This window comes from Amycolatopsis sp. cmx-4-61 (assembly GCF_046548775.1).
Classification (GTDB): domain Bacteria; phylum Actinomycetota; class Actinomycetes; order Mycobacteriales; family Pseudonocardiaceae; genus Amycolatopsis.
On sequence record NZ_JAEBEI010000017.1, the window covers coordinates 188,228 to 211,565 of the forward strand.

The 23,338-nt window shown below is 73.7% G+C and carries 20 protein-coding genes; 13 read left to right on the plus strand and 7 right to left on the minus strand.

What is annotated here, in order from left to right; translation table 11 throughout:
- Nucleotide 1: 1 nt before the first annotated feature.
- A complete protein-coding gene (locus tag ACLJOU_RS36070; RefSeq protein WP_410573749.1) occupies nt 2-844 on the minus strand; it encodes a phytanoyl-CoA dioxygenase family protein in 843 nt (280 codons plus the stop codon).
- An 81-nt stretch (nt 845-925) separates the two neighbouring features.
- On the opposite strand from ACLJOU_RS36070, the gene ACLJOU_RS36075 reads away from it, so the two are divergent.
- Together ACLJOU_RS36075 and ACLJOU_RS36080 are read left to right on the plus strand one after the other, a co-directional pair.
- On the plus strand, nt 926-1,939 hold the full coding sequence (locus ACLJOU_RS36075) for a LacI family DNA-binding transcriptional regulator (RefSeq protein WP_410573750.1): 1,014 nt from the start codon (nt 926-928) through the stop codon (nt 1,937-1,939).
- A 31-nt stretch (nt 1,940-1,970) separates the two neighbouring features.
- Nucleotides 1,971-2,414: an OsmC family protein gene (locus ACLJOU_RS36080; RefSeq protein WP_410573751.1), complete on the plus strand. Its 444-nt coding sequence runs from the start codon at nt 1,971-1,973 to the stop codon at nt 2,412-2,414.
- A gap of 213 nt (nt 2,415-2,627) precedes the next feature.
- On the opposite strand, the gene ACLJOU_RS36085 is transcribed toward ACLJOU_RS36080, so the two are convergent.
- Together ACLJOU_RS36085 and ACLJOU_RS36090 are read right to left on the minus strand one after the other, a co-directional pair.
- Nucleotides 2,628-3,884 carry a diguanylate cyclase domain-containing protein gene (locus ACLJOU_RS36085; RefSeq protein ID WP_410573752.1) on the minus strand — a complete coding sequence of 419 codons (1,257 nt, stop codon included), beginning with the start codon at nt 3,882-3,884 and terminating at the stop codon, nt 2,628-2,630.
- Nucleotides 3,885-4,125: 241 nt separating this feature from the next.
- A complete protein-coding gene (locus tag ACLJOU_RS36090) occupies nt 4,126-5,340 on the minus strand; it encodes an MFS transporter (RefSeq protein ID WP_410573785.1) in 1,215 nt (404 codons plus the stop codon).
- A 431-nt stretch (nt 5,341-5,771) separates the two neighbouring features.
- Here ACLJOU_RS36090 and ACLJOU_RS36095 point away from each other — a divergent pair, with 431 nt between their 5' ends.
- From ACLJOU_RS36095 to ACLJOU_RS36145, 11 genes are all read left to right on the plus strand, one after another.
- Nucleotides 5,772-6,320, plus strand: coding sequence for a DUF2231 domain-containing protein (locus tag ACLJOU_RS36095; protein ID WP_410573753.1), 549 nt, complete (start codon nt 5,772-5,774; stop codon nt 6,318-6,320).
- Nucleotides 6,317-6,796 (plus strand): hypothetical protein, encoded by a 480-nt coding sequence (locus ACLJOU_RS36100; RefSeq protein ID WP_410573754.1) that lies wholly within the window; start codon nt 6,317-6,319, stop codon nt 6,794-6,796. Before ACLJOU_RS36095 ends, ACLJOU_RS36100 begins: the two co-directional genes overlap by 4 nt.
- Before the next feature lie 103 nt (nt 6,797-6,899).
- Nucleotides 6,900-7,979, plus strand: coding sequence for a spore photoproduct lyase family protein (locus ACLJOU_RS36105; protein WP_410573755.1), 1,080 nt, complete (start codon nt 6,900-6,902; stop codon nt 7,977-7,979).
- Between the two features lie 46 nt (nt 7,980-8,025).
- Nucleotides 8,026-8,973 carry a threonine/serine dehydratase gene (locus tag ACLJOU_RS36110; protein WP_410573756.1) on the plus strand — a complete coding sequence of 316 codons (948 nt, stop codon included), beginning with the start codon at nt 8,026-8,028 and terminating at the stop codon, nt 8,971-8,973.
- Nucleotides 8,974-9,106: 133 nt separating this feature from the next.
- A complete protein-coding gene (locus ACLJOU_RS36115; RefSeq protein ID WP_410573757.1) occupies nt 9,107-10,279 on the plus strand; it encodes a carbohydrate-binding protein in 1,173 nt (390 codons plus the stop codon).
- 17 nt (nt 10,280-10,296) lie between these two features.
- On the plus strand, nt 10,297-11,583 hold the full coding sequence (locus ACLJOU_RS36120; protein WP_410573758.1) for an extracellular solute-binding protein: 1,287 nt from the start codon (nt 10,297-10,299) through the stop codon (nt 11,581-11,583).
- Between the two features lie 71 nt (nt 11,584-11,654).
- A complete protein-coding gene (locus tag ACLJOU_RS36125) occupies nt 11,655-12,578 on the plus strand; it encodes a carbohydrate ABC transporter permease (protein ID WP_410573759.1) in 924 nt (307 codons plus the stop codon).
- The gene (locus tag ACLJOU_RS36130) at nt 12,575-13,393 is read left to right on the plus strand and encodes a carbohydrate ABC transporter permease (protein WP_410573760.1); all 819 of its coding nucleotides are present in this window, start codon (nt 12,575-12,577) and stop codon (nt 13,391-13,393) included. The genes ACLJOU_RS36125 and ACLJOU_RS36130 overlap by 4 nt, the downstream gene beginning before the upstream one ends.
- The gene (locus ACLJOU_RS36135) at nt 13,393-14,883 is read left to right on the plus strand and encodes a beta-N-acetylhexosaminidase (protein ID WP_410573761.1); all 1,491 of its coding nucleotides are present in this window, start codon (nt 13,393-13,395) and stop codon (nt 14,881-14,883) included. The genes ACLJOU_RS36130 and ACLJOU_RS36135 overlap by 1 nt, the downstream gene beginning before the upstream one ends.
- A 221-nt stretch (nt 14,884-15,104) precedes the next feature.
- The gene (locus tag ACLJOU_RS36140) at nt 15,105-15,803 is read left to right on the plus strand and encodes a GntR family transcriptional regulator (RefSeq protein ID WP_410573762.1); all 699 of its coding nucleotides are present in this window, start codon (nt 15,105-15,107) and stop codon (nt 15,801-15,803) included.
- Nucleotides 15,804-16,094: 291 nt separating this feature from the next.
- Nucleotides 16,095-18,491 carry a hypothetical protein gene (locus ACLJOU_RS36145; protein WP_410573763.1) on the plus strand — a complete coding sequence of 799 codons (2,397 nt, stop codon included), beginning with the start codon at nt 16,095-16,097 and terminating at the stop codon, nt 18,489-18,491.
- Between the two features lie 47 nt (nt 18,492-18,538).
- Here ACLJOU_RS36145 and ACLJOU_RS36150 read toward each other — a convergent pair whose 3' ends face one another.
- The 4 genes from ACLJOU_RS36150 to ACLJOU_RS36165 are packed head-to-tail and all read right to left on the minus strand — an operon-like array spanning nt 18,539 to nt 23,294.
- Nucleotides 18,539-19,303: an MHYT domain-containing protein gene (locus tag ACLJOU_RS36150; RefSeq protein ID WP_410573764.1), complete on the minus strand. Its 765-nt coding sequence runs from the start codon at nt 19,301-19,303 to the stop codon at nt 18,539-18,541.
- A 12-nt stretch (nt 19,304-19,315) separates the two neighbouring features.
- A complete protein-coding gene (locus tag ACLJOU_RS36155) occupies nt 19,316-19,696 on the minus strand; it encodes a DUF742 domain-containing protein (protein WP_410573765.1) in 381 nt (126 codons plus the stop codon).
- The gene (locus tag ACLJOU_RS36160; RefSeq protein WP_410573766.1) at nt 19,693-20,178 is read right to left on the minus strand and encodes a roadblock/LC7 domain-containing protein; all 486 of its coding nucleotides are present in this window, start codon (nt 20,176-20,178) and stop codon (nt 19,693-19,695) included. The genes ACLJOU_RS36155 and ACLJOU_RS36160 overlap by 4 nt, the downstream gene beginning before the upstream one ends.
- Nucleotides 20,175-23,294, minus strand: coding sequence for an ATP-binding protein (locus ACLJOU_RS36165; RefSeq protein ID WP_410573767.1), 3,120 nt, complete (start codon nt 23,292-23,294; stop codon nt 20,175-20,177). The genes ACLJOU_RS36160 and ACLJOU_RS36165 overlap by 4 nt, the downstream gene beginning before the upstream one ends.
- Nucleotides 23,295-23,338: the final 44 nt, after the last annotated feature.

Sequence of the window (23,338 nt, forward strand, 5' to 3'; positions counted from 1 at the left end):
CCTAGGCGCCCATCACGAGCCCTTCGATCGTGTGCTTCTGGGTGATGGGCGTCAGGACGTCGACGACCGGGCAGTGCAGGTGCGCGCGCACCGATTCCGGCAGCGCCGCCCAGAACTCCTTCGTCACCGCGGTGTCGTGGCGCTCGTCGTTGCCCGCACCCGGTGCGTCGAGGCCCAGCACCAGCACCGGGCGCGCCTTCGCCGAGTGGTTCGCGGTGCCGCGGTGGACCGTCAGCGCCGACCGGATCGAGATGTCGCCCATCCGCGGGAACTTCCGGGCGGCCAGTTCCCCGTAGCGCGGGTAGGCCTCGCGCGGCGGGAACATGCCGTGCTCGAAGGCGCTGCCGTCGTCCCAGTGCGTGCCGGGCGCGATCTCGAACGGGCCCATGTCCGGCTCGGTGTCGACCGCGGTCACGTTCACCGCCAGCGACGTCAGCCGGCGCTCGCGCGCGGTTTCCTCCGGCATCGGGAAGTCGCGGTGCCACGGCTGGTCGACCGCGCCGGCGAGCGGGACGTCGAAGCCGACCTCGACGATCCGGTACTCCGGGCCCAGCACCGCCTCGGCGACGGCGGTGATCCACGGGTGGGTGACCAGGTCGGTGAACCCGCGCAGCTGCTCCGGGTGGATCTCGACGTAGAAGCGGTTCGGGCCGCGGCCGACGGCGCCGTCCGGCCGGGCGCGAGCCTCGGCGAACGCCGTGTCGATGTCTTCGCCGAGGTGCCGCACCCAGTCGCGGGAGAACGCCCCGGGCAGGCCGATGATGCCGTCGGTGCCGAGGCGCTCGGTCAGCGACGCGAGTTCGGCCGCGGGCAGCGGGGCGGGCGTGGTCTGGTGCGCGGTCATCGGGAAACCTCCTGGGAGCACGACGGCGTGGCACCCAGTTTGCAACGTGGCATGCCACGTTGCAAGAGGTACGATGCGGCGGTGAACCCGAAACTGCGCGACGTGGCCGAGCACGCCGGCGTCTCGGTGCGCACGGTGTCCAACGTGGTGAACGGGTTCCGGTACGTGGCCCCGGCGACCCGCGAACGCGTGCAGGCCAGCATCGACGCCCTCGGCTACCGGCCCAACCTGGCCGCCCGCACGCTGCGACGCGGCCGGACCGGGCTGGTGGCGCTGGTGATCCCGGAGATCGATTCGCCGTACTTCGCCGAGCTCGCCGCGCGGACGGTCCGGATCGCCGGCGCCCGCGGCCTGACCGTGCTGATCGACCAGACCGACGGCGACGCCGAGCGGGAGAAGGAACTGCTGCACGGCCGGCGCAGCCAGCTGGTCGACGGCGTCCTGTTCAGCCCGTGGGCGGTGGCCCCGGCGGAACTGGCCGCGCGTACCGACACCGTCCCGCTGGTGCTGCTCGGCGAGCACGACGGCACCGGGGGCGTCGACCACGTCGCCATCGACAACGTCGCCGCCGCGTGCGAGGCCACCCGGCACCTGATCGCCGCGGGCCGCCGCCGCGTCGCGGCACTGGGCATCCAGCCGCGCTCGCTGAACGCGACCGCACGGCAGCGGCTGGCCGGCTACCGGCAGGCGCTGGCGGAGGCGGGCCTGCCGGCCGAGCCCGAGCTGGAGGTGCCGGTGCGGCGCCTGCACCGGGCCGACGGCCACCAGGCGATGCTGCGCCTGCTGGACCTGCCCCGGCCGCCCGACGCCGTCTTCTGCTTCACCGACGAACTGGCGCTGGGCGCGCTGCGGGCGGCCGCCGACCGCGGTCTCGCGGTGCCGGAATCGCTGGCACTGGTCGGGTTCGACGACATCGAAGACGGCCGCTACAGCGTGCCGGCGCTCACGACGGTGTCGCCGGACAAGGACCGCATCGCCGAGCTCGCCCTCGACCGGCTGGCGCGGCAGGCGGCGGAGCCGGGACCGCCGCGGTCGATCGTCGCACCGCATTCGCTGGAAGTGCGCGAAACGTGTGGAGCGGCCTTCGCCGGGTAATCGCGCCGGAACGACCCCTGCGGAGGACGCGATGGACATCTATTCGGCGGAAGCGACGTCGAGCCGCGGCAGCGTCCGGGTGGACGGCCGCGGCGACCTCGCCTACGCGGTCGGCGAGCCCTCCGGCGACGGCACAGCGGACCCGCTCAACCCGGAGCGGCTCTACGCCGCCGCGCTGGCGACCTGCCTGCACCAGTCGCTGACGATCGCGGCGACGTCGCTGGACGTGGAGCCGGCCGAAAGCGTGGTGACGGCCGAAGCCACGCTGTGCCACCAGGACGGCGGCTACGCGCTGCGCGCGGCGGTGGACATCTACCTGCCCGGCGCCGCGACCGACGAACTGTACGACGCGGTGACGCGCGAGGCCCTGCGGCTGTGCCCCCTGATCGGCACCGAGGTCCCGGTGGAGTTCGACCGCGACCGAGGGCTGGCGCTGCAGAACCACCGCGGCCCGGCCGACCCCGGCCAGAACTGACCCGCGGCATTCGGTCACCCCGGCTCGGCCGCCCCTCGGCCAGAGTCGGCCACCCCCGGCCCAGGCCACCCCGGCCGGAGTCGACTCACGACGCTCGATCACGCCAGCCGGGCAGCCCCGGCAGAAGCGCCCCCAGCCTTCGGCCACCCCGGCTCGGCGATCCCGGGTCGGCGATCCGGACCTCAGGCCCGGCCCAGCCGCGGTCCGGCGTCGTCACCACCCGGCCACCGCCACCCGATCGCGGCCCGCCTTCTTCCCCGCATACAGCGCCTCGTCCGCCGCGCGGATCATCTCGTCCAGACCCGCACCCGGTTCCGACGGCGGCAGGGCCGCGCCGATCGTCGCCGACAGCGGCACCGGCTCGCCCGTCGGCGCCGTGATGCGCAGGGCGCGGATGCGGAGGCGGATGCGTTCGGCGATCGCGCGGACCTCGGCCTCCTCGACGTCGGGCAGCAGGACGGCGAACTCCTCGCCGCCGTACCGGCCGACCGTGTCGCCGCGGCGGACCGCCCGGGTGAGCACGGTGGCCACCTCGGCGAGGACGTCGTCGCCGACCGGGTGGCCGTGGGTGTCGTTGACGCGCTTGAACCAGTCGAGGTCGATCATCAGCACCCCGATCCGGCCGCGGGTGCGCTCCAGCGCGTGCTCGGCCTGCTCGTGCCAGGCGATCGCGTTGAGCAGCCCGGTGCGCTGGTCGGTGCGGGCGGCGAGCTTCAGCTGGTCGAGCTGGACGCACTGGTGCAGCGCGAACGTCGGGATGATCATCAGCAGCGCGGCGGGCGGCCACCAGAGCAGGGCCATCGCGGCGAACACGCCGAGCGCCAGCTGGCTGACCTCGAGCAGGTTGTCCGAGGCGCTGCCGAGCAGCCGCCGCGGGTGCTCGACCGGGACCGTCCAGGCGATGGCCGTGCCGACCAGCCCCGTGTTGACCACCCACTGCACCGCGGCCGCGGCGACCACGGCGGCGAGGTCGGTCCAGCCGGGCCGCGCGCCGCCGGCGAGGTGTTCGTGGACGCCCGTCGCGTGCAGCACGGCGGCCGCGGCGGCCGCGGCCAGCGCGAGCGTGGCGGCGGTGAACACGGTGCGGTGCGGCGGGCGGACCGCGTCGAACCGGTTGACCAGTGCCCAGCGGTGGCCGTAGATCGCCGCCACCAGCACCAGTTCGAGCACCAGGGGCAGCACGATCGCCCCGGCGAAGATCCACACGCTGCACAGGTCGACGTACGGCGCGCCCACGCGATCGCGCCGCCGCCGTTCGATGAGGTGCGAAGCGTGCAGGTGCGGCAACGCCGCCGCCGCGAGCCAGCCCGCTCTCACCCACTCCTGCGCCGTCGGCGCCGTCCGGGCCGCGAGCGCCAGCAGGCCGACGGCGGCCAGGCTCACGCCCACCACGAGGACCCGCACCCGGCCCGGCAACGACCACAGCTGCCACGGCGCCCGGCCGCCGCCGGTACCCGCGTCTTCCCCCATCGCAGCGCCTCCCCCGCGCCGGTGACTCCCCGATCGCCCAGGGTAGTCGCGTGGCGGCCGGATGTCAGGCGATTCCCGGCAGCGCGACCCGACCGGGCGGCTGGGACCATTCCCGGGTATCCGGTACCGGACGAACCGCACGGAAAGGCGAGCCGATGACCGACAAAGGCTGGTGAAACCGCCCCGTTCCCCGCCCCTGCCACCGGAAGGAGCCCGCGATGAGCGACAAGGGCTGGTGACTTCAGGCCTCGGCCGGCAGCGCGGCCGAAACGGCGTCCGGACGGCGGCGCGCCCAGGCCGCGGCCGCGGCGAGCGCGACCAGCGCTCCCGCGGTCCCCGCCCAGGCGATCGCCGCCGCCGGCCCGACCAGCTGGGCCAGCACGCCGCCGGCCACGATCCCGAGCCCCTGCCCGGCGATCATGCCGGTCCGCGCGAAGCCGAGGGTCCGGCCGCGCACCGGCGGCGGGGACAGCTGGACGAACGTCGCCCCCGCCGTGACCTGGTAGGCCGACGCCAGCCCGGACACGAACAGCAACGCCAGCGCGGCGCCCAGGGACGGCCGGCCCCAGAACGCCACGAGCGGGACCGACGTCCCGACCGCCAGCACGCCGAGCGCGCGCACCCGCACGGTCCGGGCGACGCGCCGCAGGAGCAGCGCGCCGACGACGGCTCCCGCCGGTTCGGCGGCCAGGAGCACCCCGATCCATTCGCCGCCCACCCCGGCCTGCCGGGCGAAGGGGACCGCGAGCCCTTCGGGGACGACGGTGAACGACGCCAGCCAGCCCAGCCACAGCAGCGTGCCCAGGGTCCGGTCCCGGCCGACGGCGACGGCACCGGCGGCGATCCGCCGCCACCACCCCGGCTCGCGTTCGGTGCCCTCGGGTGGCGGATGGCGGCCGAGGCCGGCGCGGATGAGCAGGGCGGAGGCGCCGAAGGTGGCGGCGTCGACGGCCAGTGCGGCGTGCGCCCCGACGCCGGTGACGACGAACGCGGCCGCGGCGAACCCGAGCACCAGGCACAGCTGGGTGGTGACCTGCTGGACCGCTTGCCCGGCCTCGTACCGGGCGCCGAGCAGGTCGGGGAGGACGGCGCCCTGGGCGGCCGAGAACGGCGCTTCGGCCAGCTGGACGAGCACGAGCAGCCCGGCCAGCAGCGGCAGGGGCACGGCGGGCACGGCCATCACGGCGACCAGCCCCGCCCGGACGCCGTCGCAGACGACCATCACCCGCCGCCGCGGGTACCGGTCGGCGAGCCAGGACAGCAGGGCGCCCGAGACGAGCGCGGGCAGCATGGAGAGGGCGTAGGTGGCGGCGCTCAGCGCGGCGGAACCGGTGCGCTGGAAGACGAGTATCGACAAGGCGACCCGCGCGAGCTGGTCCCCGGCGACGGAGAGCAGGCCGGCCAGCCAGAGCAACCGGAACCCGCGCACGGCGAACGCGGACCGCGTCGCACCCATCCCCACCCCCACGCCCGGACTGTCACGCAGAGCGTTGCCCAAGACGCTCACGGTAGCGCGCGGCCGAGGTATCCACCACGACCGGAAGTCGGGCGCGAGCGCCGATCCGCAGTGGTCGGACCGCACGCGGTGAGCGGCGTGAGGAGCGCTCAGCCCGCCAAGGCGGCAGGGCTCGCCGCCGCGCCAAGACAGCGGCGGCGAGCGGTCCGTCCCGGACCGGTGCTCGGCGGGCAGGGCGGCGCCCTCGGTGATCGTGGCTCGCGACCGCCGGCCATGGGATCGCGCCCGGCCCGGCCGGGGGCGAGCAATCTGTGCTCCGACGCCCGGGTCCTCCGGGGCTGCCGACCACGACTACCGCAGCGGCGCCGGCGACAGCGACCCCATCCGGGCGGGCACGGTTGGACCGCGGCCGCCGGGGTAGCCGGGACAGCATGCCGACAGCCCACGAAACCCCCGCCCCGCCGCACCGTGCTCTGACCGCCGTCGAAGATGTCCGTGCGCTCGATGCTCCCGCCGCCGCGCTCGCCCGGCAGCTGCGGGGTGCCGCCGGCAGCGTGCCCGGGCGGCTGCTGCGCGGCCGGTGGCTCGGGCATCCGCTGCACCCGCTCGTCGTCACCGTGCCGATCGGGGCCTGGCTGTGCTCGGCACTGTTCGACCTGCTGCCCGGCCAGGAAGAAGCGGCCCGCCGGCTCGTCGCCACCGGGCTGCTGACCGCGCCGGTGGCCGTCCTGCTCGGGCTGTTCGACTACGCCGACCTCGACGAACGGCAACGGCGGGTCGGGCTCGCCCACGCCGCCGGCAACGCCGTGGCCACCGCCCTCTTCGGCGCCTCCTACGCCGCCCGCACGCGCGGCCGGGTGGCCCGCGGCCGGGTCCTCGGCGCACTCGGCCTGGCCATGACCAGCGCGGGCGGCGCGCTCGGCGGCCACCTCGCCTACGCCCAAGGCGCCGGGTTCTTCCGCTGGCAGGGCGCCCGATGAGCGGCTACCTGGCCATCTACCTGCGGGACCAGCTGGCCCTCGGCGTCACCTGGCGCGAGCTGGCCCGCCGCGCCCGCGACCACAACCGCGACACCGACCTCGGCCGGACGCTCGCCGAGGTCGCCGACGCGATCGCCGAGGACGTCCGGACGTTCGAGGACATCATGCGGCGGCTGGACGTCCGGCCGAACCCGGCGAAGGTCGCCGCGGCCGTCGTCGCCGAGCGGCTCGGCCGGCTGAAGCTCAACGGCAAGCTGACCGGGTTCTCGCCGCTGAGCCGGTTCTTCGAGCTCGAGGTGCTCGTCATGGGCATCGACGGCAAGAAGACCCTCTGGCACACCCTCGGCGAGATCGCGGGATTGCAGGAACGCTTCCCCGACATCGACTTCCCGGCCCTGATCGCCCGGGCCGACGCGCAACGCGACGCGCTGGAACCGTATCGCCGCAGCACCGGCGCGCAGGCCTTCGCGTCCTGAGCCGGGTCGACGGGCTCGCCCGCGACCAGCTCCGCCACCTCGCCGGAAACGTCCGTACCGGCGAGTAGACTGGGAGTTCCCGAGACTGCGCAGGTGAACTTCCGTGACCGACGTGACCCTCGAGCGGGAGAAGCTGCTGGCGCCGTCGCGCATCTACGTCGAACCCGCCGCCGCCGAGCTCCCCCGCGGCCGCCAGGTGCTGGCCCGCTTCCCCGGCGCCACGGTCGTCGAAGTGGACAGCCACTGGCGCATCCCCGAGCTCCACGGCGACGAGACCAACGTCCGCCGCTGGGTGCGCATCAAGCGCGAAGCCCTGGTCCTGGGGGTCAAGAAGTCGCTGACGGCCCGGCCCAACGGGCGCTCCGCCGACTTCATCGCCCCCTCGACGGCCAACGGCTGCGCGATGGCGTGCGCCTACTGCTACGTCCCGCGCCGCAAGGGGTACTCCAACCCCATCACCGTCTTCGCCAACATCGAGCAGATCACCGGGTACCTGGCGCGGCACATCGCCCGGCAGGGCCCCAAGCCCGAGCCGAACCAGTGCGACCCCGCCGCGTGGGTCTACGACATCGGCGAGAACTCCGACTGCTCGGTCGACGCACTGGTCAGCGACAACGTGGCCGACCTGATCGGCCTGTTCGCCGGGCAGCCGACGGCGAAGGCGTCCTTCGCCACCAAGTACGTCCACCGCGGGCTGCTGGACCTGGCCCCGCGCGGCCGCACCCGGGTCCGGTTCTCGCTGATGCCCGAGCGACCCGCCAAGCTGCTGGACCTGCGCACCAGCCCGATCGCCGAGCGGCTGCGCGCGCTGGACGACTTCGTGGCGGCGGGGTACGAGGTGCACGTCAACTTCAGCCCGGTCGTCGTCTACGACGGGTGGCTCGCCGACTGGACCCGGCTGCTGCAGGACCTCGGCGACGCCACGAACGCCGCCACCAAGGCCCAGCTGGCCGCGGAGGTGATCATGCTGACGCACAACCAGGGCCTGCACGAGGTCAACCTCGGCTGGCACCCCAAGGCCGAGCAGGTCCTGTGGCGGCCCGACCTGCAGGAGACCAAGCGCAGCGAGGGCGGCGGCGTGAACGTCCGCTACCGCGCCGGCCAGAAGCGGGCGCTCCTCGACGAGCTCCTCGACCTGATCGCCGTCCACGCCCCGTACCTGCGGGTCCGGTACGCGTTCTAGTGGTGTCCAGGAACAACGTTCCTGGACACACAACTAGGCTTCCCCCGTGCCGGAGACGCGTCTCGACCTCGCCCGGATCCGGGCCGCCCGGCAGGTCATCGACCCGGTCTTCCTCGACACTCCCCTGTACCGCTGCGAAGCACTGGAGCCGGTTCTCGGGTGTGCGGTGAGCATCAAGCTCGAGACCGCGAACCCGGTGCGCAGCTTCAAGGGCCGCGGCACCGAAGTGGTCGCCGACGGGCTCGCGGGTGCGGTGGTGTGCGCCAGCGCGGGCAACCTCGGGCAAGCCCTCGCGTGGTCCGGGCGCCGCCGGGGGCTCGACGTCACCGTCGTCGCCTCCCGGCACGCGACGCCCGCCAAGCTCGAGCGCATCCGCGCGCTCGGGGCCCGGCTGGAGCTGGTGGACGGCGACCACGAACTCGCGCGCGAACGCGCGGTGGCCATCGCCCGCCGTGACGGCATCCGGCTCGTCGAAGACAGCCTGGACCTCGAAACCTGCGAGGGCGCGGCGACCATCGGCCTGGAACTGGCCGACGCCGGGACGGCGTTCGACGCGGTTTTGATCGCCCTCGGCGGCGGCGCCATGGCCACCGGGGTGGGGCACGTCCTGCGGGCACTGGCCCCCGGCACCGAGGTGCTCTGCGTCCAGCCCGCGGGCGCCCCGGCGATGACCCGCTCCTGGCACGCGCGCCGCGTCATCACCACCGGCCCGACGCACACGATCGCCGACGGCGTCGCCGGGCGGCGGCCGATCCCGGAGGTCCTGGCCGACCTCCTGCTCGTCGCGGACGACGCCGTCCTCGTCTCGGAGGCGTCGATCGTCGCCGGGGTACGGCTGCTCTTCGAGCACGCCGGACTGGTGGCCGAACCTTCGGCGGCGCTGGGCATCGCGGCGGTTCTGGAGGCCCCCGACCGCTTCGCCGGCCGGCACGTGGTGACCATCGTCTGCGGCGGCAACGTCGACCCGGCCGCGTTCCGCGGCTGGCTCGCCTGACCATCGAAATTACCAAAGGTAAGTTCTGCCGCCTTCTTGACTTTACCAATGGTCAAGAGGAAGGTACTGGCCACCTGATTCGTCTAGACCAATCGGCGCTCCCCGCGGTACGGCCATCCCCAGGAGGAGACCCATGTCCCGCAGCACCCGGACCACCACAGCAGCCCTGACGAGCCTCGCGACCGCGGCCGCGACGGCCGTGATCCTTTCCGGCGGAGCCGCCGCCAGCCCCGCGGCCGCGGCGGCCGGCTGCGGTGTGCTCTTCGACGACTTCCACTACGCCTCGCCGACCGACGGCGCCTTCACCCAGGCCGGGTGGACCACGCGCAACGACGTCGGCAGTCCCGGCGTGCCCGGGGCGCGCTGGCTCAGCAGCAACATCAGTTTCCCGGCCGTGGGCGGCGACCGCGTCGCCCAGCTCACCGCCACCACCGACGGCAGCGCCGCCGGAACCACGCACGCCGAGCTGTACCAGAACCAGTTGCGGTTCCTGGACGGCACGTACGCCAGCCGCGTCCGCTTCACCGACGCACCCGACAGCGGACCGGACGGCGACCACGTCAACGAAACGTACTTCACGATTTCCCCGCTGCGGTACGACCGCGACCCGCTCTACAGCGAACTCGACTTCTCCGAGTACCTGCCCAACGGCGGCTGGGGCGGGCCGCAGGCGGACTACCAGACCAGCTGGTACACCTACTGGAACAACCCGACGTGGGACGGGCTGCGCACGTCGACCGCGCAGAACCGCAGCTTCGCCGGCTGGCACGACATCGTCACCCAGGTCTCCGGCGGGCACGTGAAGTACTACATCGACGGCGTGCTGACCGCCGACCACACCACCGACGCCCAGGGCGACCCCGTCTACCCGCGCACACCGATGTCGATCAACTACAACATGTGGTTCATCGACACCGCCGGGCACACGAGCGGGAACAGCGTCTACACCGAACAGGTCGACTGGACGTACTACGCGGGCAACCAGGTCGTCTCGCCGGGCGACGCCGTCGCGCAGGCCGGACAGTACCGCTCCGCCGGAACGTCCCATGTGGACACCGTCACCGGCTGCACGACCCCGACCACCCCGCCGCCGACGACCCCCACCACCCAGCCCACCACGCCGACGACCCCCACCACGCCGACCCAGCCCGCCAACTGCTCGACGGCGGCCGAATGGGACTGGGGCACGGTGTACCTCGAGGGTCAGCGGGTGAAGCACAACGCCCACCTGTGGCAGGCGAACTGGTGGACCCAGGGCTCGGAACCCGGCCTCACCGCCCAGTGGCGCGACCTCGGCCACTGCTGATCCCCCGGGAGTCCTCCATGCGCAGACGCACCCTCGCCGCCGCACTGGCGCTCGCCACCGTCACCGTCACCGTCACCGCTACCGCCTGCGGCACCGGCACCCCCGCGCCCGCCGCCGGTGGTGGCACGCTCACCGTCTGGCTGATGAACGGCGATCTCAGCGACAAGGCCACGGCCGCGATCGACGCGGCGTTCGAGAAGGCCACCGGCGCCAAGGTCACCGTGCAGGTCCAGGAATGGGACAACATCAACACGAAGATCAGCACCGCACTGGCCCAGGACAACACGCCCGACGTCATCGAGATCGGCAACACCGACGTCCCGCTGTTCGCCGCCAACGGCGCGCTGACCGACCTCACCCCGCACCGCGACGAGCTCGCCGCGGGCCAGACCTGGCTGCCCGGGCTCGCCGGACCGGCCACTGTGGACGGAAGGCTCTACGCCGCGCCGCTGTTCGCCGGCAACCGTGCGGTGATCTACGACAAGCAGGTCTGGGCCGACGCCGGCGTCACCGCCCCGCCGAAGACCTTCGCCGAGCTCACCGCCGCCCTCGACAAGATCAAGGCGAAGCACCCGGCGCCGGACTACTCGGCCTTCCACTTCCCCGGCCGGTACTGGTTCGGCGCGCTGCAGTTCGTCTGGGACGCCGGCGGGCAGATCGCCACGCAGAAGGACGGGAAGTGGACCGGTGCCCTGGAAAGCCCCGAGGCGCTGAAGGGCCTGCAGGCGTGGAAGGACTTCCAGAACGCCTACTCCTCCCCCGCCTCCCGCAACGTCGACACGAAGGCCCCGGACCAGGCCGCGATCTTCTCCTCCGGCGGCGCCGCGGCCATCCTCGACACGAGCGTCAACACCGTGCTCAAGAACAAGCCGGAGCTGAAGGACCGGCTGGGCACGTTCCCCTTCCCGAGCGCCACGCCCGGGAAGACCCAGCCGGTGTTCCTCGGCGGCTCGGACCTCGCCGTCGCCGCCAAGAGCCGCCACCCCGACCTCGCGCTGGCCTACCTCAAGGCGGCGGCCGACCCCGCCGTGCAGCGCGACGCCATCGCCGGTATCGACGGCTGGACGCCGATCTCGACCGAGCTGATCGACCGGATCACGCCCACGCTGCCGCCGCTCAACGCCGCCTTCGCGACCGCGGCGAAGACCAGCGTCGCCACCCCGGCCGCGCCCGGCTGGGCGACCATCGAGAGTGACAAGTCCATCAACACGTTCTTCGCCGACATCGCGACCGGACGGCGGCCGGTCGCCGACGCCGCCCGGGAGTTCGACACGCACCTGACCGAGGCGCTGGGCGCCCGCTGACCGGCGGGGTGGCCCGGCCGACCGCCGTCCCCACCGGGCCACCCCGCCCCTGCTTCCGCGAAGGAGTCCCTGTGCTGCTCGAAAAGGCGCGCACCCGGGAGAGAACGCGACGCCCTTCCCTGCTCCCCTACGGCCTGCTCCTGCCCGCGGCCGTGCTGCTCGGGCTCGTGCTCGGCTACCCGCTCGTCCGGCTGGTCGTCATTTCGCTGCAGCAGTACGGCCTGCGGTCGCTGTTCACCGGCGAGACGGGGTTCGCCGGCCTGGACAACTACACCGCCGTGCTCGGCGACCCCCAGCTCGCCGGAGTCCTCGCGCGCAGCCTCGGGTTCTGCGCCGCGCTGGTGACCGGCACGCTCGTCATCGGGTTCGGCGTCGCGCTGCTGCTGCGGCGCCTGGGCCGCCGGATGCGCACGGCGGTCACGCTGTGCCTGATCGCGGCCTGGGCGCTGCCGAACGTGGCGTCCACCCTGGTCTGGCAGTGGCTCTTCCAGCCCGGCTACGGCGTGGTGAACTGGCTGCTGACCCGCCTCGGGTTCGGGGACCTGACCCAGCACGACTGGACGACGACGCCGGCTTCGGCGTTCACCCTCGTCTGGCTGCTGGTCGTGTGGCAGTCGGTCCCGTTCGTGGCGCTCACCCTGCACGCCGGGCTCTCGCAGATCCCGCGGTCCTACTACGAAGCCGCGGAGCTGGACGGCGCCGGGCCGTGGCGGGTGCACCGCACCATCACCGTCCCGTTCCTGCAGCCGATCCTCGGGCTGGTCACCATCCTCTCGGTCATCTGGGACTTCACCGTGTTCAACCAGATCTGGATCCTCACCCAGGGCGGCCCGGGCGGCGGCACGACGACACTGGGCATCTGGACGTTCACCCGCGCCTTCAGCCGCAACGACTTCGGCCAGGGCGCGGCGATCGCCGTCGTCTCGGTCGCGCTGCTCGTCGGCCTGACCGCCGTGTACGTGCGGCGGCTCGTCCGCTCCGGGGAGGACCTGTGATCGGGCGCTTCGGCCGGAACGCCGCGGCCGTCCTCTTCTGTCTCGTGTGGATCTTCCCGGTCTACTGGATGGTGCTCACGGCGTTCAAGCCCGCGGGCCGGATCCTGCGGCCCACGCCGGAGTTCCTGCCCTTCGACGTCACGCTGGACAACTTCGCCGGCGCCCTCGCCAAACCCGGTTTCGGCCAGGACCTGCTCAACAGCGTCGTGGTCGTCGTCGTGGTCGTCGCGCTGTCCGTCGTGGTCGCCTTCCTCGCCGCGACGGCGTTGACGCGGTTCCGCTTCTTCGCGCGCCGCGGTTTTCTGATCGGGGTGCTGGTGCTGCAGATGGTGCCGGTGCCCGCGCTCGTCATCCCGCTGTTCCTCGGCCTCAAGAGCGCGCACCTGCTCGACACGCTGCCCGGGCTGATCCTCACCTACGTGGCGCTCGTGCTGCCGTTCACGATCTGGACGCTGCGCGGCTTCCTGCACGGCATCCCGGTCGAACTGGAGGAAGCGGCGATGGTCGACGGCGCCACCCGCGGGCGCGTGCTGCGCTCGGTCCTGCTGCCGCTGGTGCTGCCCGGGCTGATCGCGACCAGCGTGTTCGCCTTCATCACCGCGTGGAACGACTTCCTGTTCGCCTACGTCATCATGAAGGACAGCTCGGGCTACACGCTGCCGGTCTGGCTGGTCTCCTTCAGCACGAGCACGGGCACCGACTACGGCGGCCTCATCGCCGCGTCGACGTTGTTCGCCCTGCCCGTCGTCGTCTTCTTCGCGCTCGTGCAGCGGCATCTGGTCGAGGGCATGACCGCGGGCGCGGTGAAGGGCTGATGCTCATCCCGTTCCCCGCGCGGCTGACCCGCCGCGCCGGCTCCTGCGTGCCCACCGGCATCCTCGCGGGCCCCGGCACCCACGGCGCGGCCCGGCTGCTCGCCGCGTACACCGGGCTCCCCCTGACCCCCGAGGGGCCCGTCATCCGGCTCGCGCGGAAACCGGGCCTCGGGCCGGAGGAGTACACCCTCGAGGTCACGCCCGGCCGCGCGCTGCTCACCGCGTCCACGGAGGCGGGCCTGCTCGCCGGTGTGCAGACGGTCCGCCAGCTGCACCCGCGGCTGCCGTGCCTGAGCATCCGCGACGCGCCCCGCCTGCCCTGGCGCGGGGTGCTGCTGGACGTCGCCCGGCACTTCATGCCGCTGGAGTTCCTGCGCGAGTTCGTCGAGCTGCTGGCCCTGCACAAGTTCAACGTCCTGCACCTGCACCTCACCGACGACCAGGGCTGGCGGATCGAGATCGCGGGGTGGCCGCGGCTCACCGAGGTCGGCGCCTGGCGGGCCGAATCGATGGTCGGGCCCGCGGGCAGCGGCGTCTTCGACGGCGTCCCGCACGGCGGGTTCTACACCCGGCCAGAGCTGCGCGAGCTGGTCGCGTTCGCCGCCGCGCGCGGCGTGCGGATCGTGCCGGAGATCGACCTGCCCGGCCACGTCCGCGCGGCGCTGGCCGCCTACCCCTCGCTGGGCAACCGGCCCGAGGTGGCGCTGCCGGTGTGGACGGAGTGGGGCATCAGCCCCGACATCCTCGGCGTCCACGACGGGGTTTTCGCGTTCTGCCGGGACGTGCTCGGCCAGGTCGCGGACGTCTTCCCGGCGCCGCACCTGCACATCGGCGGGGACGAATGCCCGACCACGCAGTGGGAGGCGAACCCGCTCGCGCGCGAGAAGGCGGCGCAGCTCGGGGTGCGTCCCGCCGAACTGCACCCGTGGTTCCTCGGGCGGCTGCACGACATCGTCGCGGACCTGGGGCGCCGGGCGGTGTGCTGGGACGAGACCGGCCACGCCGCGGGTCGGCTGCCCGCGGACCTCGTCGTCACGGCCTGGCGCGACGCCGCCCACGGCGCGCTCGCCGTCGCCCGCGGCCACCAGGTCGTCATGGCCCCGCACACGGCGACGTACTTCGACTACCGGCAGAGCGAGGACCCCGGCGAGCCGCCGCGCGAACCGGTGACGACCCTGGCGGACGTCCACCGCTTCGACCCCCTGGCGGGCGGGCTGCCGGTGAGCGACGGGACCGGGCCCGGGGTGCTCGGCACCCAGGCCCAGCTGTGGACCGAGCACGCGCCGACCCCCGACCACGTGCGGCACCTGGCGTTCCCGCGGCTGTGCGCGCTGGCCGAACGGGCGTGGTCGCCGCCGGGCCGCGGTTATGCTGACTTCCACCAGCGCCTGACCGGGCACCTGCCCCGGCTCCGGGCACTGGGTGCCCTGCCGAAGGAGCGCGTCCGGTTCGCCGGCGCGCTCGGAGTACCCGGGAAGACGGTGCCTTGACCGCTGTGACATCCGGCGCTGCGCCCCAGGCCGGGGGCTCCGCCACCCGGGGCCCCCGGAAACAAGCCGCGACACCCGGCGCTGCGCCCCGGACCGAGGGCTCCGCCACCCGGAATCCTCGCAAAGAAACCGCGACAGCCGGAACTTCGGCCCGGGCCGGGGGCTCCGCCGCCCGGAGCGCCCGCAAAGACGGTGGTGAGCCCGCGGACCGGCCGCCCACCGTGAAGCGCGACCGCGTCCGGCGGCACCTGCTGAAGGTGATCGAAAACGCCGGTCCCGGCACCGGACTGGCCTCCGAACGCGACCTGGCCGCGGAGCTGGGCGTCTCGCGCCCGACCGTGCGGGCCGCCATCGACGAGCTGACCCGCACCGGGCTGCTGGTGCGCCAACGCGGCCGCGGCACGTTCACCAGCCCGCACAAGGTCACCCAGGAACTGGCGACCGGCCTGGCGGTGCCGCCGGCGGAAGGGCACTGGACCAGCCGGGTAGTCGCGTTCGCCGTCACCCCGGCCGCCCGGTCACTGGCCGCCGAGCTGGAGCTCGAGCCGGGGACGCCGGTGCTGCGCGTCACCCGGGTCCGGGACGTCGACGACGAACCGATCGCGATCGAGGACCTGGCGCTGCCCGCCGGACTGGTCCCCGGGCTGCAGCCGGCGGACCTCGAATCGGGCAACTTCTACCGGCTGCTGCGGGAACGCTTCGGGATCGCGGTGCAGGACGCGGTGCAGACGATCGAGCCCGCCGTCACGAACCCCGGCCAAGCCGAACTCCTGGAAATCGCCGTGTACGCCCCGATCCTGCACATCGAACGGCTGACCCGCGACACGACGGGCCGGGTCGTCGAACTGACCCGCTCGGTCTACCGCGGCGACCGCTACCGCATCACCTCGAAACTCCGCTTCGACGCCGAATCCGGTTAGCTTCCGGTAAATAAATCTTCACCGGCGCCCGAAAACGCGGGTTTTTAGCGTGCCCTCGTTACCCGATCGAGTGAACGCGATCGGCATCCGGGTGACCCGCACCCGGAAATTCCCTCGTCAATTCAGCTGTCCACACCGGTGAACCGGCCGGAAACTGCGCTGTTGGCATCGCCTTTTCGGCGCCCGGGTGAGACTTCTTCAACCGGACCGCCGACGCGGCATAGGATTTTCCTTCGGTCGGGAAAACGTTTCCCGGCGCATTCCGGCAAGCAAAAGAATCGAGGACCATCCATGCGAAGACGCATGCTGGGGGCGGTCCTGCCCCTGGTGCTCGCCGCGGCCGCCGCCGTCCCGCTGCCCGCGGCCGCCGACCCCGCCCCGGCGGTCTCGGCGCTGACGAAGTCCGTGCAGGGCACCGGTTCCCCCGCCGACCACGGCGCGACCGCGAACTGGGTCATCGGCTACGACGACCACGCCACCACGACCGGCCCCGCCACCATCACCGACACCGTCGGCGCCGGCCAGGCCTACCAGCCCGGCTCGCTGCACGCCCCGCCCGGCTGGACGCCGGAGTGGTCCACCGACGGCACCACGTTCACCGGCACCGAACCGGCGTCCGGGGTCACCGCCGTCCGGGCGGGCAACCCCGGCGCCGGCCCGGACGCGACCCAGCTGTCCGGCGCCCTCACCCCGCCCGTGCAGGCGGTCACCACCGCCACCGGCGGCGACGGCTTCTCCCCCATCCTGTACCGCACGCCGGGCGGCGCGCTGCAGGCCTGGAACATCTACCACCACCTGGGGGCCGCCGCACCGAAGGTGGTCTGCACCGACCTCGCCACCGGGACCCGGTGCCCGGGCGGCCCGTGGCCGAAGCCGCTCAACACCGCGACCGGCCCGCTCGGCACCGGGGCGACGGGCGACATCGCGAGCACCATGGTCGAGCAGTACGTCCGCGACCCCGCCGCGCCGGCGAAGGTCTACTACCCCGCCGTCACCGCGGCGTCCGTCGGCGTCGGCTGCCTCGACATGGCCGCCGCGGCCAACTGCGGGTACTGGGCGCTGGCCGCCACCGGCGGCTCGCCCGCGGTGAACGGCATCACCGGGTTCGTCGAAACCGGCGGCAACCTCTACGGCCTGGTCAGCAGCGGCGCGGTCGTCTGCTGGACCCTCGCCACCCACAGCGCCTGCGGCGGCCAGCCGTACGCGCCGATCGCGCCGGCCATCAGCGGCAACGCCTACGTCTACGGCGCGCTGGACGTGGTGGCGGGCAAGGTGTTCGCCTCTTCGTCGAACCCGAGCACCGCGCAGGTGCCGTCGGTCGGCTGTTTCGACCCGGCGACGGCCGCGCCGTGCGCCGGCTGGGCGTCCTGGCGGCCGACCGGGCCGGCCGGCAACTTCACCTACAACGCCTACACGGCGTTCAGCACGGCCGGAACCCCGGTGGGCGTGTGCTCGTCGACGACGGGCGGCACCAACGTCACGACGTGCTTCGCCCTCGACGGCTCGGCCCTGGCCGCCCCGCCGGGCGCGGCCGCGCTGCCGAACGGGACCTACGTCTTCAACCCGGAGGTCGTCACCGACCCGAGCGGCCACGTGCGCAGCTACCTCCCCGTCTGGAACGGCGGTATCGCGGGTGCGGCGGTGTGCCACGACTGGACGACCGGGACGGCGTGCGCGGGGCTGCCCGCGCGGATCACCCACCCGTCGGTGAACGGCGGCGCCACGCGGGACTACGGCTACACGTACGACCCGCCGTCGGGCTGCCTGATCGGCCTGGGCGACGCGGGGGTGCTGTTCTCGATGGACCCGGCGACCGGCGCCAGCCCGTGCGTCCGCTCCGGCGGGCAGGTGACCCTGCGCCCGGGCGACTTCTACTGCGACGGCGGAAGTCACGTCCAGGGCTACACCTCGGCCCGGCTGACGGGCATCGATCCGGCGAACGTCGACTTCGCGGCGTCGCGGGTCACGGTGGTCGACCAGGACGGGGCGGTCGTGCCGACGCCGGGCTTCGCCCCGGACGGCTCGGTCGACCTGACCGGGGTCTCGGTGGCGGCGCACCCGTCGATCACCGTGACCACGACACTCGTCCTGCACAGTGCGGCGGGCTTCAGCGGCTCGCTGGTGGTCGACTTCGCCGGTGACGCACCCCAGCTGTGCTTCCGCACGACGATCTCGGCGGACTGCACGGTGACTTCGGTGACCGACACGGCGACGGGGTCCGACTCGACGGGTTCGTTCACGTCCAACACGGTGACGCTCCCGGTGGCGCCGGGTGCGTCCTGCACCCCGAAGGTGACCGTGGAGAAGGAGATCTGCACGGCGATCCACCCGGCCGACTGCGGTCCGGGCGGCGCCGGTCCGTGGGCGAAGCAGGCCCCGGTGGGTCTGCTCGGCGTACTCGCCGCGTCGGCGTACTGGCGGATCACGGTGACGAACCAGGGTCCGGTGGGGATCACGTCCGCGCAGGTGGTGGACACCGTGGAGCCGTCGTGCCAGACGGGTCCGTTCACGCTGGCCGCGGGCCAGTCGAAGCAGGTGTACTGCGCCACCTACGCCCTGCTGAACCTGTTCCCGATCACCAATAAGGCGAAGGTGACCTACGTGCCGGTGAACGTCCCGCCGGGGACGCCACCGTCCACAACGGACTGGTCGGCGGCCAAGGCCTGTTCGCTGCTGTGCAGCCTGTAGGGAGGTGAGACGGCCGGGCCCGCGGGCACGTTCCCCGCGGGCCCGGCTCACACCGTGACGGCGTCCTGCGCGACGGGCTCGGCGGCCTTCGGCGAGACCGCCGGCGCCATCAGGACCGCGCACAGCGGGACGGCCATCGCGATCGCCGCCAGCACGAACACCGGGAACAGGAAGGAGAACACCTCGGCCCCGGCCGGGTCCGGGGCGGTCATGTCCATGTGCATCCGGACCGCCGCCATGCCCGTGTAGTGCATGCCCGTCACCGCCGCGCCCATCACGAACCCCGCCAGCAGCCGCAGCGGAAGACGGTCGAGGAACACCGCGAACCACAGCGCCGCCGTCGCCGCCACCACCGCGATCACCACCGACAGCGCCACCAGGCCGCCGTCGTAGCCGAAGTCGCCCTTGACCCGCAGCGCCGACATCCCGGTGTAGTGCATGACGTTCACCGCCAGGCCGGTGACCACGCCGCCGACGGCGAGGCGCCACCAGCCGAACTTCGCGCGGCCGCCCACCACCAGCAGGCCCGCGAACACCGCCGTCACCGACAGGACCGCCGAGAGCACCGTGCGGAAGATGTCGTAGCGGACCGGCATGCCCGGGGTGCTGAAGCCGAGCATCGCCACGAAGTGCATCAGCCAGATGCCGACACCGCCGATCGAAATCGCCGCCAGCACCAGCCACCGCAGGCGGTGGCGGGGATCGGCCGCGTGCCGGGCCTGGACCGCACAGGCCAGCCCGAGCGCGCAGCCGACCACCGACGTCAGGTACGCGAGCACGAGCAGCCAGTGCCCCAGCGCGAAATGCTCCATGGCGAGTCCTCTCTACAGGTCGCGCAGCCCGTGCAGCACGCGTTCCATCAGGTCGTGGCGCTCGTCCCAGGTGGCGGTGTCCGACAGCGTGTCGCGGACGATCACCAGGGTCTCCTGCATCAGGTCCGACACGAGCACGCGGACCACGCCGAGCGGCAGCGCCAGCAGCGCGGCGATCTCCATCAGCGAGCGCGGCCGGACGCACAGCTCGAGGACCTCCGCCAGCGCGCTCGACGTCTGGTAAACGGCTTCGGCCCGGCCTTCGGCCGTGGTCTCGACCAGTGCTTCGACGGCGATCTCGACCGCCGGGGCCGTCCGGCCTTCCGTCCACGCGTAGGGACGGGCCAGCGCCGGGCTGCGGCGCGGCTCGTCCCCGGGCGGGTCGTCGGTCACCGGTGGTCCTGGGCCACCGGTATCTCGCGCGCGGGCACGTCGACCTTCTGCCCCACCCGCTCGACCAGCATCGTCATCTCGTAGCCGACCAGCCCGATGTCGCAGCCGGTGGAGGCGAGCACGACGAGGTTCGAGCCGTCGCCGACGCTCATCAGCAGCAGGAACCCCTGCTCCATCTCGATCACCGACTGCACGACCCGCCCGGCGGTGAACAGCTCGGCGGTGCCGAGCGAAAGGCTGGACAGGCCGGCCGCGATGGCGGCGAGCTGGTCGGCGCGTTCGCGGGGCAGGGCCTCGTCGGCGGCCACGAGCAGGCCGTCGGCGGAGACGAGCACGGCGTGCGCGACACCCGAGACGTCCTGGACGAAGCCGTTGACCAGCCAGTTGAGCGTCGCGGTCCGTTCGGGCGCGGCGGGGAGCGTCCCGCTGAGCGACCGGGCCACCGGCTCGGTGGCGGCGCGCCGGGGGTGCAGTTCCGTCATCGCGGATCCACTTCGTCCTTTCCGGATCGTTCGGCGCGCGCCGCGGTCTCGAGCCGGGCGGCGCGCATGCCCTGGTAGTGGCGGGAGAGGCTGCTGCGCACGGCGGCGGCGTCCCGGAAGGACCCCCCGGTCTCCTCGCGCCCGCGGGGCACGACGGCCCCGGGGGCGAGCTGGGCCCCGGGCCGCCGGGTGGGCAGCCCGGCATCGGTGAGCCGCTGCGCGGCCGCCGGCGCGAGAGCGCTTTCGGCGGCTTGCCGGGTCCGGTCGGCGGCGGTGTCCCACCCGCCGACGACGGGTTGTCCGCGGGTCTCGGCCGGGTGCGCCGGGCCGGCGGAAGCCGCGGCGGGCTCGGCCCGGCTCGGCTCGGCGGGAGCGGGCGCGGCAATGGTTCCGGCGGTTCCGGCCCACTCCACCGGCTCGGGATCCACCGGCTCGGCGGCTCGATGTGCCGCGGGAGACCCGGCTCCGCTCGACCGGGCCGCCGCTGCCTCGGAAGCGGCCGGGTCCACTGGTTCGGCAGCGCGATGTACGGCAGGAGATCCCGCTCGGCTCGACCAACCCGCCGCCGCATCGGAAGCAGCCGGAGCCACCGGCTCCACGGCGCGATGCACCGCAGAAGAACCCGCCACGCTCGACCAACCCGCCGCCGCATCGGAAGCAGCCGGGTCCACCGGCGCGGCAGCGCGATGTACCGCAGAAGAACCCGCCACGCTCGACCAACCCGCCGCCGCATCGGAAGCAGCCGGGTCCACCGCCTCTACGGCGTGATGTACCGCAGAAGATCCCGCCCCGCCCGACCAACCCACCGCCGCATCGGAAGCAGCCGGAGCCACCGGCTCCACGGTGCGATGTACCGCAGAACTCGACCAACCCGCCGCCTCCGAAGCGGCCGGGTCCACCGGCTCCGCGAGCCCCAATTGGTCGGCCGCCGACGCTCGGTACGCCGCGGCGGACTCCTGCGCGGGCGGCTCTTCCGGCACCGCGGCCGCCGAACCCACCGAGCCCCCGGAGTCCGCTGCGCCCGCCGGCAGCTCGAGCGGCGGCCGGTCCCCCACCGCCGGCCAGGCGACCGGTCCCGCCGTTCCGTTGCGGCGGACCACCGGCTTCGCCGCCGGCTCGGTGAACCAGCTCGTCACCACCTGCTCGAAGATCGGCGTCGAGGCCTGCGCCGGGACCACCGGTGGGCGCGGGTGGCCGTTGCGGCTCGCCGGGACCAGGCGGCCCGCGCCGATCGGGCGGGCCAGGTCCGCGATGACCAGCGCGCCCGGGACGTGGACGCTCGCCGTCACCCCCGCGTGGCGGGCCGCCGCTCCCGTCGCGCGCAACCGGACCGTCACCCCGTGCAGGGCCGCCAGCCTGCCCACCACGAACAACCCCATCCGGCGGGTCGTCTCCGGGCCGACCGTCCCCGCCGCCGCCAGGCGGTCGTTCACCGTCGCCAGCTCGGCCGGCGTCATGCCCAGCCCCTGGTCGACGACCTCGATGAGGAGGCCGCCGTCGGCGCCGCGGTCGGCTGTCAGCGCCACCTTCTGCTCCGGCGGCGAAAACCGCGTCGCGTTCTCCAGCAGCTCCGCGAGGATGTGCACGACGTCCGCCGCCGCCTCGGGCTGGACCGAGCTGCGCGGCGCGTTGCCCAGCGCCACCCGCCGGTAGTCCTTGACCTCCGACGTCGCCGCGCGCAGCAGGTCGCGCGTCGGCACCGGTTCGCGGCCGTGGCGGACCGGGCGGCCGCCCGCCAGGACGTGCAGGTTCTCGCCGTTGCGGCGCAGCCGGGTCGCGATGTGGTCGATGCGGAACAGCTCGTCGAGCCGCCGCGGGTTCTCCTCGCCCGCTTCGAGGTCTTCGATGATCGACAGCTGCTGCTCGACCAGCGACTGGCTCCGCCGGGACAGCGTCATGAACATCTCGCTGACCTGCTTGCGCAGCTCGGCCTGCTCGACGGCGAGCCGGACCGCCTGGCGGTGCATGTCGTCGAACGCCCGCGCCAGCTGGCCGATCTCCTCGTCCGTCTCGACACCGGAACCGGGCACCGCGCGCCAGTCGACCTCGTGGCCCTCGCGGATCTGCCGGACGGTCTCCGGCAGCTGGTCGTTGGCCGCGCTCAGGGCGGCCGCGCGCAGCCGGCGCACCGGCGTGACCAGCGACCGCACCACCAGCAGCGCGATCGCCAGCGCACCGAGCAACGCACCCAGGACCAGTGCGGTGTCGCGCAGGGAGTCCGACCGGGCTTCGTCGGCCGCCGTCCCCAGGTTCGCCGTCAGCCGCGCGGTGACATCGTTCAGCACGCCGGTCACGCCCGCGGCCTCGGCCGTGATGGACGGCAGCAGCGACGCGAGCGGGCGGCCGCCGCCCGGCTCCTGCAGGGCGTCGAGCCGGTCGTCGGCGGCGCCGGTCGCCGCGGTGAACCGGGCCAGCCGGTCGCCGGTCAGCTGGTGCTCGGCCTGTTCGGCGAGCACCTCCTGCTCGGCGGCGGTCTGGATGACGGCCGGGCGCAGCGAAGCGTCGTCCGGGCTGTTCTGCGCGGCCCGCCGGTAGGTCTCTTCGGTGGCCAGTTCGCCGCGCAGGTGCACCAGCAGCCGGGCGGTCTCGGCACCGGCCGCGGTTTCCGCGCCGGCGTCGGACGGCACGAACGCGGGGACGAGGTCGCCGAGGGTGGCGATGATGTCGTTGTAGCCGGCGGCTTTCGTGCGGACGTCGCCGCCGCCCGCGCCGGCCGCGCGGATCCCGGAAAGCTTGCCCAGCGCGGTGTTCAGCGCCCGGCCGGTGTCGCCGGGCAGGGGCGCGAAGCCGGCGTCGCGCTGGATCGCGGCCACCTTCCCGTCGACGGCCGCGGTCAGCGTGTCCGGCGCGCCCGCCGGGACCGCGACCGCGGCGACCATCTCTTCACCGAGCGAGGCGGTCAGGTCGATCGTGTCGCGCAGCACCGGCAGCCGGTCGCGGGCCGCGCTGAGCGCCGTCGCCCGGTCGAGTTCGCCCTGGATCCGGATTTCCGCGAGCGCCACCGCGACCAGGACCGGCAGCAGCAGGAGGACGCTGATCTTGGTGCGGACGCTCCAGTGCGCCGGCCACCACGCCGCGTCCGCCGGGCGGCGGGGCGTGGATCTGCTTTCGTGCATGGCGGAATCGCTCGATTCCCAGCCGCGCGGACGGCTGACGTCGA